Origin of the sequence: Moellerella wisconsensis, assembly GCF_022592395.1 — a bacterium.
Lineage (GTDB): Bacteria > Pseudomonadota > Gammaproteobacteria > Enterobacterales > Enterobacteriaceae > Moellerella > Moellerella wisconsensis.
The window spans coordinates 675,585-688,031 of sequence record NZ_CP093242.1; the positions used below are offsets into that span (position 1 = coordinate 675,585).

The following is a 12,447-nucleotide window of genomic DNA, read 5'->3' on the forward strand; positions in this document are numbered from 1 at the left end:
TAACTTGCTATTTAGCAACTCACTGATTATTGATTTAACTTGCCTTTCAGGAAGCTAACAACATTGTCTAATGCGACCAGTGATTTTTCTTCACTACGGCGAGCTTTAAACTCAACTTGCCCATTGTCCAAGTTTCTATCACCAATAACGATAGTATATGGCACGCCAATTAATTCCATATCAGCAAACATCACGCCTGGGCGCTCTTTACGATCGTCAAAAATAACTTCTAGACCACTAGCTTTGAGATCAGCATACAGTTTTTCAGCCACTTCTTTAACACGATAAGATTTATGCATATTCATTGGCAAAATTGCGATTTGGAAAGGTGCAATTGAATCTGGCCAAACAATACCGCGCGCATCATGACTTTGTTCAATTGCGGCAGCAACAATACGTGTTATCCCGATGCCGTAACAGCCCATAGTGACGATTTGATTATGGCCTTCTTCATTCTGAACTGATGCTTTCATCGCTTCAGAATATTTGGTGCCTAATTGGAATATATGGCCGACTTCGATACCCCGTTTAATTAACAGTGTACCTTTTCCGTCTGGGCTAGGGTCGCCGTTAACCACATTGCGTAAATCAAAGATCTCAGGGATCGGCAAATCTCTTTCCCAGTTAATACCGAAATAGTGTTTACCATCGATATTTGCACCGGCGCCAAAATCACTCATTACAGCAACACTGCGGTCAATCACGATAGGCAGAGGCAGATTGATCGGACCTAAAGAACCCGGGCCTGCATTGACAACCGCACGAATTTCTTCTTCAGAAGCAAAGACTAATGGGCTAGCAACCAGTGGATGTTTTTCAGCTTTAATCTCATTTAGCTCATGGTCACCACGAACTAATAATGCGACGAGAGTGTGTCCACTTTGTTCTGCGGCATGCACAATAAGAGTTTTAACAGTTTTTTCAATGGCTAAATCAAATTGCTCAACTAATTCAGCAATAGTTTTCGCATTAGGAGTATCAACCAGACTAAGCTCTTCTGATGGCGCGCTTCTTGGTGTCGTCGGAGCAATTGCTTCAGCAAATTCAATATTAGCAGCATAATCAGATTCAGTTGAAAAAACGATATCATCTTCGCCGCTATCTGCTAATACTTGGAATTCGTGCGATGCACTGCCACCAATAGACCCGGTATCAGCTTGTACCGCTCTGAAATCAAACCCAATACGGCTAAAAATTTTACTATAGGCTTGGTACATTGCATCATAGGTTTCTTGCAATGATTGCTGATTAACATGGAAAGAATAAGCATCTTTCATGATAAATTCACGTGAACGCATTACACCAAAACGCGGTCGGACTTCGTCACGGAATTTAGTCTGAATTTGGAAAACATTCAGCGGCAATTGTTTGTATGAGGTGATTTCATTACGGATCAAATCAGTAATGACCTCTTCGTGGGTTGGGCCGAGAACAAAAGGGCGTTCGCCACGATCAACAAAACGTAATAACTCGGGGCCATATTGCTCCCAGCGACCGCTTTCTTGCCATAAATCAGCAGGCTGAACTACGGGAAGAGAAACTTCGATCGCACCGGCATTTTCCATTTCTTCACGTACGATCTTTTCGACTTTACGTAAAACACGGACTCCAGTAGGTAACCAGTCATAAAGACCAGAAGCAAGTTTACGGATCATGCCTGCACGTAGCATTAGCTGGTGGCTAATAACTTCAGCATCAGCAGGCGTCTCTTTTAGAGTTGAGAGCAAATATTGGCTTGTACGCATTGTTAAGGTTCCATTAGAACAACAAATCACGGCAAACTGAAAAAATATCAGTCTGTCAAAATAACGTTATGCTGCTAAAGCAGCACGATAAAAAGCTAGTCTACCAGTGACTGAGGATTGCCAAAAGAGGAAAACCACTTTTTAGCGCAGGTCAACCGCGAAGACTTCAGTTATATTATTTACTATTCGCCAGCAAACATTAAAATCTAGCAGATGAACCGCATAATCACGGTTTTCGCAAGATTGCTTTTTGTAGGCTGGACGGGGATCTTGAGCCAAAACTTGAGCGATAAAGCGAGCAAGTTGCGGATATTTGGCTTGGTACTGGGTAAGTTGTGCCGATGCCTGTGATGTGAAAATCACTTCCATATCATTTGCGGGAGCCGACTGGGCAAAACCTGCTTTGGCCTCAGGGTGGGATTCCGCAAAGGGTAAGTAAGGTTTAATATCAATAACGGGTGTTCCATCGACTAAATCTAGGCTGCCCAGTTCGAGAGTAACGCTATTCTTTTCAATAGTCACGCCTTTGAGTTCGATCAATGACATACCGATAGGATTCGGCCTGAATGTCGAACGTGTTGCAAAAACACCGATTTTAGCGTTTCCACCTAAACGTGGAGGACGAACTAGCGGTTTCCATCCTCCCGATGCGGTTTGATGAAAAACAAAGATCACCCAAATATAGCTAAATTGTTCTAATCCACGCACGCTATCCGGATGACTAAACGGAGAGTGAAGCACTAAGCGTCCGCCCCCATCCTGAACCAGACCAGGTTGACGAGGGATGGCAAATTTTTCTTTATAAGGCGATTCAATATGACCAATCACCTCAAATTGATGAGTATTCATAACGTTAGTTTATAATCTGCAATGCACTACCTTCACAGATAGCCGCTTGATAACAGCCTGCGGCTGACATCGTTTGGCATTGATGCAGCAAAACAGCATCAGCCGCAATATAAGCCGCTTTATTTAGCATTTGAATTTGCGCCAATTTAATATTAGTTGGCGGGCTTTGTACTGTTTCACGGCAAGTTTGTCCAGAGACAACACCTAAATCTTTGAACGGTTTCCCTAATAGTTCATCTGGGCTAGAAAACAATTTAACCGTAGGAGATTTTGGTATCGCTACTCGAGTCTGTGGTTTGGTTAGTTTCATATCAGTGAAATCAGGTTGGCTATTTTTATGCATATATTGATTTATTCCGCAGCCAGATAAACTTAATGCTGTGAGAGCTAATAGTAGCGTTCTCATAAATAGTGTTTCCTCTAAATAGGGAAATGATTGTTGGTAGTTATTAGTGTATTTATATAAATATTCTAAATTGGAATAGAATTAATAAAAAATGCTAGGCAGGGGAAATAGCCCGCCTAGCATTCTAATATTATTTTAATCAATAAAAAAGATTACCAGCCTTTAACTGCACCACCATCAAATACTTGGTTTGCTACATTAGATACTTCATCTGATTGATAAGCTTGAATAAATTTCTTCACATTCTCGCTATCTTTATTATCTTCACGAGTAACAATAACATTCACATAAGGAGAGTCTTTGTCTTCAACAAATAAACCGTCTCTTTCAGGAGTTAATTTAGGTGTAGCGCTACTCGCCCAAGTAGTGTTGATAATTGCTAATGCAATTTTTTGATCATCTAAAGCACGAGGTAATTGCGGTGCTTCTAATTCTACAAATTTCAGATTTTTTGGATTTTCAGTAACATCTAAAACAGTAGGTAATAGACCAACACCCTCTTTTAAAGTAATTAATCCTTGTTTTTCTAGCAATAATAATGAACGACCCAGGTTTGTTGGGTCATTTGGAATAGCAACTTGTGCTCCATCCGTTAACTCATCAACAGATTTAATTTGTTTAGAATACGCCGCAATTGGATAAATAAAGGTATTTCCAACCGGGACTAATTTGTAATTACGATCTTTAATTTGTTGATCAAGATATGGTTTATGCTGGAATGCATTGGCATCAATGTCTCCTTTGCTTAGAGCTTCATTAGGTAATACGAAATCATTGAAGGCAACGAGTTCAACATTTAGACCATAATTCTCTTTCGCTACTTTTTGTGCCACTTCAGCAACTTCTAACTCTTTGCCCATAATAACACCAACTTTGATGCTGTTTGGATCTTGTTCCTTTTCGCCACAACCAGTAAGAGCCAATGTTCCTAATAGCGCGCCAACAACTGCAATAGATTTTAACTTAATAGACATATTTATTTACCCCTTTGGAGACTGACTTTATAAGCACCTATATTCGGCATTTGCTAAGTGGCAAGATAATAGATTATCAATATCGCGGTTATTTTAATGCCTCGAATATGTTGAGGCAGAATATTACTGCGTGTTACCACTGTTACTTATGCTAGCTATAAATGGCGCTGCTATTTATATTTAATGTTACTTGTGATTAAAAATACACCATTATTTACGTGATACTCGTTTCATTAAGAGTCCACCGGTGAACTGAATAATGAAGACTAAAATAATAAGTAATACAAGTACGGTGTTCATTACTGCAGGATTATAGGTGTAGTAACCATATTGCATTGCAATCTGACCTAGACCACCCGAACCAACGGCACCGCCCATAGCTGAATAACCGACTAACATAATCAGAGTAATCGTTGCTGCATTGATTAAACCTGACAATGATTCTGGTAACAGAATTTTGGTAATAATCTGCATTGGTGTAGCGCCCATGGAACGCGATGCTTCAATAAGACCGCTTGGTATCTCTAATAAGGTATTTTCAACCATACGGGCAATAAACGGTGCTGCACCAATAGTTAAAGGAACAATCGCGGCTTGCATACCAATTGATGTCCCCACTAACAATTTAGTGAATGGAATAATCCATACCAGTAAAATAATAAATGGAATAGAACGGAAAATATTAACTACCGCAGAAACAATCCGGTAAATACTGGTATTTTCCATCACTTGCCCAGGACGAGTGATATAAAGCAGAATACCGATCGGTAATCCCAACACAAATCCTAAAATACCCGAAACAAAGGTCATAATGATCGTGTCGATGGTTCCGCTAATTAATAGTGCAATCATTTTCTCAGACATAACCTAGGACCTCTACTTTGACATGATGCTCGGTTAAAAAATCAATGGTTGATTCAATACCATCATTTACGCCGTGTATTTCAGCTAACATTACGCCAAATTTCACACCGCCGGCATAATCAATCTGCGAGCTTAATATATTGATATCGATATCAAATTTACGTACTACCATTGAAATTAATGGTGCATCAACCGACTGACCGGTAAATTCGAGTTTTAATAATGGTGACAAATTCGGTCCAGAAACTGGCTGTAAACGTTCTTTGTAATCCTCAGGAATATCAACAACCAACGTTGATTTAATAAAATCCTGAGCAATAGGCGTTTTAGGGTGAGAAAATACGGCACTCACACTATCTTGCTCGATTAATTTACCGTCACTTATCACAGCGACTTGATCACAGATACGTTTTACAACGTCCATTTCGTGCGTAATAAGAAGGATCGTTAAGCCTAAACGCCGATTTATATCTTTTAATAACTCTAAAATTGAGCGTGTCGTTGCGGGGTCTAATGCACTTGTCGCTTCATCACATAATAAAACTTGTGGAGAATTAGCGAGGGCGCGAGCGATAGCGACACGCTGTTTTTGTCCACCGGATAAATTGGTGGGATAAGCATCTTTCTTATCTGATAAACCTACCAATTCCAATAATTCTAAAACACGTTTTTTAATATCTTCTTTGGGCATATTATCTAACTCAAGCGGTAATGCCACGTTACCAAATACGTTACGCGAAGATAATAAGTTAAAGTGCTGGAAAATCATCCCAATACTGCGGCGTGCACGAGTCAGTGCTTTCTCTGAAAGTGACGTTAAATTTTGACCGCCAACAATAACTTCACCAGAAGTCGGGCGTTCAAGCATATTAACACAGCGAATCAGAGTGCTTTTTCCCGCACCAGAGGTACCAATAACCCCATAAACTTGCCCGGCAGGTACATGTAGGCTGATATCAGTCAGCGCCTGTATGCTGCGGCTTCCTTGTTGGAAGACTTTATTAATGTTAGATAATTTTATCATTTATTTCTTCTAAATATAAAAGCTATGGGTTAGAAACAATCACTCTATAATTGTGGATGTTAAGGCGTCTAGACGTCCAAGTCAATAAAGATTGTTTCTTTTATTTGATTCTCATTTATTTTCATTTCATGAGATACTAGTTTGAATTTAATTTTTAGGAGTATTCAGGTGAACCAAGGTATCCCCGCTATTTTCTTAGACAGAGACGGCACTATTAATATAGATCACGGATTTGTTCATGAAATCGATAAGTTTGAATTTATCGATGGCGCTATAGAGGCAATGATTGAACTGAAAAAAATGGGCTACGCACTAGTGATTGTGACTAATCAATCAGGTATTGGAAGAGGCATCTATTCAGAAGATCAGTTCCTCCATCTATCAGAATGGATGGATTGGTCATTAGCAGACCGTGGTATCGATTTAGATGGCCTTTATTATTGTCCTCATCATCCTGAAGCAGAAATAGAAGAATACCGTATTGAATGTGATTGCCGTAAACCAAAAGCTGGTATGTTAATAGAAGCACAAGCGCATTTAGCTATAGATATGTCTTCTTCTATTATGGTCGGTGATAAATTAGCAGATATTCAAGCGGGTCAAGCAGCTAAAGTGGGGATGAATATATTAGTTCGCAGCGGACAAGCGGTTACCTCAGAGGCTGAAGCTCAAGCGGATATAGTGATTGATAGCATTGCGAAGCTACCTGAGATACTTAAAAACCTCAAAAAATAATCATTTTGAGCGTAAAAGCAGCGAACGGTAAATTATTTCAAAAAAACACTTGTGTAATTTTCTCAGCTCCCTATAATCCGCTCCGTTGTCACGACAAACCGGCCGAACGGTTGAGTTTGAAAGTTCCAAAGCGCGATAAGCGCCTTGAAAAACAGCGGGATGATTGAGGTGATGGTCGAAGTAGTTCGGAAAGAAAGTTGAAAATAAATGCTTGACTTCCTGAATGAAAAGAGTAATATACGCCACCTCGCAACAAGAACCTTAACGAGTTACCTTAAGCCTTGTTGCAACGCTCTTTAACAATTTATCAGACAATCTGTGTGGGCACTCACAAGACACTATCGAAATAAAAATATTTTTGATTTTAAGTCTTAAAGAGTGACTAACACGTTAATTCATATATGAATAAATGAAGTCAGTTTAATTCTTTGAGCATCAAACTTTAATTGAAGAGTTTGATCATGGCTCAGATTGAACGCTGGCGGCAGGCCTAACACATGCAAGTCGAGCGGTAACAGGAAGAAGCTTGCTTCTTTGCTGACGAGCGGCGGACGGGTGAGTAATGTATGGGGATCTGCCTGACAGAGGGGGATAACTACTGGAAACGGTAGCTAATACCGCATAATCTCTAAGGAGCAAAGCAGGGGACCTTCGGGCCTTGCGCTGTCGGATGAACCCATATGGGATTAGCTAGTAGGTGAGGTAATGGCTCACCTAGGCGACGATCTCTAGCTGGTCTGAGAGGATGATCAGCCACACTGGGACTGAGACACGGCCCAGACTCCTACGGGAGGCAGCAGTGGGGAATATTGCACAATGGGCGCAAGCCTGATGCAGCCATGCCGCGTGTATGAAGAAGGCCTTAGGGTTGTAAAGTACTTTCAGTCGGGAGGAAGGCGTTGATATTAATACTATCAGCGATTGACGTTACCGACAGAAGAAGCACCGGCTAACTCCGTGCCAGCAGCCGCGGTAATACGGGGGGTGCAAGCGTTAATCGGAATTACTGGGCGTAAAGCGCACGCAGGCGGTTGATTAAGTTAGATGTGAAATCCCCGGGCTTAACCTGGGAATGGCATCTAAAACTGGTCAGCTAGAGTCTTGTAGAGGGGGGTAGAATTCCATGTGTAGCGGTGAAATGCGTAGAGATGTGGAGGAATACCGGTGGCGAAGGCGGCCCCCTGGACAAAGACTGACGCTCAGGTGCGAAAGCGTGGGGAGCAAACAGGATTAGATACCCTGGTAGTCCACGCTGTAAACGATGTCGATTTGGAGGTTGTTCCCTTGAGGAGTGGCTTCCGGAGCTAACGCGTTAAATCGACCGCCTGGGGAGTACGGCCGCAAGGTTAAAACTCAAATGAATTGACGGGGGCCCGCACAAGCGGTGGAGCATGTGGTTTAATTCGATGCAACGCGAAGAACCTTACCTACTCTTGACATCCAGAGAATTTAGCAGAGATGCTTTAGTGCCTTCGGGAACTCTGAGACAGGTGCTGCATGGCTGTCGTCAGCTCGTGTTGTGAAATGTTGGGTTAAGTCCCGCAACGAGCGCAACCCTTATCCTTTGTTGCCAGCACGTAATGGTGGGAACTCAAGGGAGACTGCCGGTGATAAACCGGAGGAAGGTGGGGATGACGTCAAGTCATCATGGCCCTTACGAGTAGGGCTACACACGTGCTACAATGGCGCATACAAAGAGAAGCGAACTCGCGAGAGCCAGCGGAACTCATAAAGTGCGTCGTAGTCCGGATTGGAGTCTGCAACTCGACTCCATGAAGTCGGAATCGCTAGTAATCGTAGATCAGAATGCTACGGTGAATACGTTCCCGGGCCTTGTACACACCGCCCGTCACACCATGGGAGTGGGTTGCAAAAGAAGTAGGTAGCTTAACCTTCGGGGGGGCGCTTACCACTTTGTGATTCATGACTGGGGTGAAGTCGTAACAAGGTAACCGTAGGGGAACCTGCGGTTGGATCACCTCCTTACCTAAATTCGAAGTTGAATGTGAAGTGCTCACACAGATTGTCTGATAGAAAGTAGAGCAAATGGTATCAATAGGCTTGTAGCTCAGGTGGTTAGAGCGCACCCCTGATAAGGGTGAGGTCGGTGGTTCAAGTCCACTCAGGCCTACCAAAATCGAATAATGCGGTGTTGAGTTCGTTGGTTTACATTGTAAACACAATGAGGATTCGCTGACAGAGTTCGATTTAGCTTTTTATAACGATTAATAACCGTTATTAGATACTGTTATACTTGTTATGGGGCTATAGCTCAGCTGGGAGAGCGCCTGCCTTGCACGCAGGAGGTCAGCGGTTCGATCCCGCTTAGCTCCACCATAACAATTGCTCGTTAAATAATGATTAAGCTGACTTATTGAGTCGGCTTAACAATTATGCTCTTTAATAATCTGGAACAAGCTGAAAATTGAAAACAACGGTATTCTTTGTCGAAAGAATACCAGAGTCTCTCAAAATACTCCAATTTGTAGATGTTCTCTGCAATGTCGAGTTGACGAGCGAAATGAGTTCAAGGCAGCCCGCGCACAGCAAGCGCAGCGTACTTAAGGTACGTGAGCATTGCGCGCACGGACTAACAAAGAAATCATGATGCACAGTCACTCGTATTCAGAAACACCTTCGGGTTGTGAGGTTAAGCGAATAAGCGTACACGGTGGATGCCTAGGCAGTCAGAGGCGATGAAGGACGTGCTAATCTGCGAAAAGCGTCGGTGAGCTGATATGAAGCGTTATTAGCCGACGATGTCCGAATGGGGAAACCCGGTGCACTTTGGTGCATCATCATTTAGTGAATACATAGCTAAATGAAGCGAACCGAGGGAACTGAAACATCTCAGTACCTCGAGGAAAAGAAATCAACCGAGATTCCCCTAGTAGCGGCGAGCGAACGGGGAGCAGCCCAGAACCAACATCAACGCTAGCATTAAGAGAACAGTCTGGAAAGTCTGGCAGTAAAGGGTGATAGCCCCGTATCTGAAAATGTTAGTGTTGTGAGTTCGACGAGTAGGGCGGGACACGTGTTATCCTGTCTGAATATGGGGGGACCATCCTCCAAGGCTAAATACTCCTGACTGACCGATAGTGAACCAGTACCGTGAGGGAAAGGCGAAAAGAACCCCGGCGAGGGGAGTGAAATAGAACCTGAAACCGTGTACGTACAAGCAGTGGGAGCCTTGATTTATCAGGGTGACTGCGTACCTTTTGTATAATGGGTCAGCGACTTATATTCTGTAGCAAGGTTAACCGAATAGGGGAGCCGTAGGGAAACCGAGTCTTAACTGGGCGAATGAGTTGCAGGGTATAGACCCGAAACCCGGTGATCTAGCCATGGGCAGGTTGAAGGTTGGGTAACACTAACTGGAGGACCGAACCGACTAATGTTGAAAAATTAGCGGATGACTTGTGGCTGGGGGTGAAAGGCCAATCAAACCGGGAGATAGCTGGTTCTCCCCGAAAGCTATTTAGGTAGCGCCTCGTGAATTCATCTTCGGGGGTAGAGCACTGTTTCGACTAGGGGGTCATCCCGACTTACCAACTCGATGCAAACTACGAATACCGAAGAATGTTATCACGGGAGACACACGGCGGGTGCTAACGTTCGTCGTGAAGAGGGAAACAACCCAGACCGCCAGCTAAGGTCCCAAAGTCATAGTTAAGTGGGAAACGAAGTGGAAAGGCTCAGACAGCCAGGATGTTGGCTTAGAAGCAGCCATCATTTAAAGAAAGCGTAATAGCTCACTGGTCGAGTCGGTCTGCGCGGAAGATGTAACGGGGCTAAACTATGCACCGAAGCTGCGGCAGCGATATTTAAATATTGTTGGGTAGGGGAGCGTTCTGTAAGCCTGCGAAGGTGTGCTGTGAGGCATGCTGGAGGTATCAGAAGTGCGAATGCTGACATAAGTAACGATAATGCGGGTGAAAAACCCGCACGCCGGAAGACCAAGGGTTCCTGTCCAACGTTAATCGGGGCAGGGTGAGTCGACCCCTAAGGCGAGGCTGAAAAGCGTAGTCGATGGGCAACGGGTTAATATTCCCGTACTGGTGATAATTGCGATGGGGGGACGGAGAAGGCTAAGTTAGCTGGGCGACGGTTGTCCCGGTTTAAGGATGTAGGTGGGTGAATTAGGCAAATCCGGTTCACTATACACTGAGGTCTGATGACGAGTCACTACGGTGATGAAGTAACTGATGCCATGCTTCCAGGAAAAGCCTCTAAGCTCTAGATTATCATTAATCGTACCCCAAACCGACACAGGTGGTCAGGTAGAGAATACTAAGGCGCTTGAGAGAACTCGGGTGAAGGAACTAGGCAAAATGGTGCCGTAACTTCGGGAGAAGGCACGCTGGCGCTAGGTGAAGTGATTTACTCACGGAGCTGAAGCCAGTCGCAGATACCAGCTGGCTGCAACTGTTTATTAAAAACACAGCACTGTGCAAACACGAAAGTGGACGTATACGGTGTGACGCCTGCCCGGTGCTGGAAGGTTAATTGATGGGGTTAGCGTAAGCGAAGCTCTTGATCGAAGCCCCAGTAAACGGCGGCCGTAACTATAACGGTCCTAAGGTAGCGAAATTCCTTGTCGGGTAAGTTCCGACCTGCACGAATGGCGTAATGATGGCCAGGCTGTCTCCACCCGAGACTCAGTGAAATTGAACTCGCTGTGAAGATGCAGTGTACCCGCGGCAAGACGGAAAGACCCCGTGAACCTTTACTATAGCTTGACACTGAACATTGAGCCTTGATGTGTAGGATAGGTGGGAGGCTTTGAAGTGTGGACGCCAGTCTGCATGGAGCCAACCTTGAAATACCACCCTTTAATGTTTGATGTTCTAACGTAGACCCATTATCTGGGTTGCGGACAGTGTCTGGTGGGTAGTTTGACTGGGGCGGTCTCCTCCCAAAGAGTAACGGAGGAGCACGAAGGTTAGCTAATCACGGTCGGACATCGTGAGGTTAGTGCAATGGCATAAGCTAGCTTGACTGCGAGAGTGACGGCTCGAGCAGGTACGAAAGTAGGTCATAGTGATCCGGTGGTTCTGAATGGAAGGGCCATCGCTCAACGGATAAAAGGTACTCCGGGGATAACAGGCTGATACCGCCCAAGAGTTCATATCGACGGCGGTGTTTGGCACCTCGATGTCGGCTCATCACATCCTGGGGCTGAAGTAGGTCCCAAGGGTACGGCTGTTCGCCGTTTAAAGTGGTACGCGAGCTGGGTTTAGAACGTCGTGAGACAGTTCGGTCCCTATCTGCCGTGGGCGTTGGAAGATTGAAAGGGGCTGCTCCTAGTACGAGAGGACCGGAGTGGACGCACCACTGGTGTTCGGGTTGTCATGCCAATGGCATTGCCCGGTAGCTAAGTGCGGAAGAGATAACCGCTGAAAGCATCTAAGCGGGAAACTTGCCTTGAGATGAGTCTTCCCTGACTCCTTGAGAGTCCTGAAGGAACGTTTAAGACTAAGACGTTGATAGGCTGGGTGTGTAAGCGGTGCGAGCCGTTGAGCTAACCAGTACTAATGAACCGAGAGGCTTAACCTTACAACACCGAAGGTGTTTTAGAGAGACACTGAATGATTTAGTGATTTATTTTAGTGAATAACGAAATAATGAGATAAATCAGAAAAGAATATTGTTTAAAACGACAGCTTGTTCAAGATTAACGTTAATGTGATGAATGCCGAAAGGTGACATCATGTTGACAGACAGAATATGTCTGGCGGCGATAGCGCGGTGGTCCCACCTGACCCCATGCCGAACTCAGAAGTGAAACGCCGTAGCGCCGATGGTAGTGTGGGGTCTCCCCATGTGAGAGTAGGGAACTGCCAGACTTTA

Annotated in this window: 7 protein-coding genes, 2 tRNA genes and 3 rRNA genes; 6 read left to right on the forward strand and 6 right to left on the reverse strand. The window is 44.3% G+C overall.

Annotated features, from left to right (window positions below; translation table 11 throughout):
• Nucleotides 1-26: 26 nt before the first annotated feature.
• From proS to metN, 6 genes are all read right to left on the reverse strand, one after another.
• Nucleotides 27-1,745, reverse strand: coding sequence for a proline--tRNA ligase (proS, locus tag MNY66_RS02850; protein ID WP_047255097.1), 1,719 nt, complete (start codon nt 1,743-1,745; stop codon nt 27-29).
• A gap of 141 nt (nt 1,746-1,886) precedes the next feature.
• Nucleotides 1,887-2,594, reverse strand: coding sequence for a tRNA (N6-threonylcarbamoyladenosine(37)-N6)-methyltransferase TrmO (gene tsaA, locus MNY66_RS02855; protein WP_047255096.1), 708 nt, complete (start codon nt 2,592-2,594; stop codon nt 1,887-1,889).
• Nucleotides 2,595-2,598: 4 nt separating this feature from the next.
• The gene (gene rcsF, locus MNY66_RS02860) at nt 2,599-3,000 is read right to left on the reverse strand and encodes an Rcs stress response system protein RcsF (protein WP_241501393.1); all 402 of its coding nucleotides are present in this window, start codon (nt 2,998-3,000) and stop codon (nt 2,599-2,601) included.
• 152 nt (nt 3,001-3,152) lie between these two features.
• Nucleotides 3,153-3,974 carry a MetQ/NlpA family lipoprotein gene (locus MNY66_RS02865; protein ID WP_241501394.1) on the reverse strand — a complete coding sequence of 274 codons (822 nt, stop codon included), beginning with the start codon at nt 3,972-3,974 and terminating at the stop codon, nt 3,153-3,155.
• Nucleotides 3,975-4,184: 210 nt separating this feature from the next.
• Nucleotides 4,185-4,838, reverse strand: a complete 654-nt coding sequence (metI, locus tag MNY66_RS02870; RefSeq protein WP_047255093.1) for a methionine ABC transporter permease MetI — start codon at nt 4,836-4,838, stop codon at nt 4,185-4,187.
• Nucleotides 4,831-5,862, reverse strand: coding sequence for a methionine ABC transporter ATP-binding protein MetN (metN, locus tag MNY66_RS02875; RefSeq protein ID WP_241501395.1), 1,032 nt, complete (start codon nt 5,860-5,862; stop codon nt 4,831-4,833). The genes metI and metN overlap by 8 nt, the downstream gene beginning before the upstream one ends.
• 168 nt (nt 5,863-6,030) lie before the next feature.
• Between metN and gmhB the strand changes: the two genes are divergently transcribed.
• The 6 genes from gmhB to rrf all read left to right on the forward strand — a co-directional run bounded on the left by gmhB (nt 6,031) and on the right by rrf (nt 12,443).
• A complete protein-coding gene (gene gmhB / locus MNY66_RS02880) occupies nt 6,031-6,597 on the forward strand; it encodes a D-glycero-beta-D-manno-heptose 1,7-bisphosphate 7-phosphatase (RefSeq protein ID WP_047255091.1) in 567 nt (188 codons plus the stop codon).
• A gap of 443 nt (nt 6,598-7,040) precedes the next feature.
• Nucleotides 7,041-8,583: ribosomal RNA gene (locus MNY66_RS02885) — 16S ribosomal RNA — on the forward strand.
• 71 nt (nt 8,584-8,654) lie between these two features.
• Nucleotides 8,655-8,731 (forward strand) — tRNA-Ile (locus MNY66_RS02890).
• 127 nt (nt 8,732-8,858) lie between these two features.
• Nucleotides 8,859-8,934: transfer RNA gene (locus tag MNY66_RS02895), tRNA-Ala, on the forward strand.
• A 311-nt stretch (nt 8,935-9,245) separates the two neighbouring features.
• A 23S ribosomal RNA gene (locus tag MNY66_RS02900) occupies nt 9,246-12,153 on the forward strand.
• 174 nt (nt 12,154-12,327) lie between these two features.
• A 5S ribosomal RNA gene (gene rrf, locus MNY66_RS02905) occupies nt 12,328-12,443 on the forward strand.
• Together the 16S, 23S and 5S rRNA genes with 2 tRNA genes alongside form the textbook arrangement of a ribosomal RNA operon.
• Nucleotides 12,444-12,447 lie beyond the last annotated feature (4 nt).

Excerpts from the sequence above, each read along its gene's own strand:
- proS (WP_047255097.1), bottom strand. The coding sequence starts at position 1,745 with ATGCGTACAAGCCAATATTTGCTCTCAACTCTAAAAGAGACGCCTGCT.
- tsaA (WP_047255096.1), bottom strand. The coding sequence starts at position 2,594 with ATGAATACTCATCAATTTGAGGTGATTGGTCATATTGAATCGCCTTAT.
- rcsF (WP_241501393.1), bottom strand. The coding sequence starts at position 3,000 with ATGAGAACGCTACTATTAGCTCTCACAGCATTAAGTTTATCTGGCTGC.
- MNY66_RS02865 (WP_241501394.1), bottom strand. The coding sequence starts at position 3,974 with ATGTCTATTAAGTTAAAATCTATTGCAGTTGTTGGCGCGCTATTAGGA.
- metI (WP_047255093.1), bottom strand. The coding sequence starts at position 4,838 with ATGTCTGAGAAAATGATTGCACTATTAATTAGCGGAACCATCGACACG.
- metN (WP_241501395.1), bottom strand. The coding sequence starts at position 5,862 with ATGATAAAATTATCTAACATTAATAAAGTCTTCCAACAAGGAAGCCGC.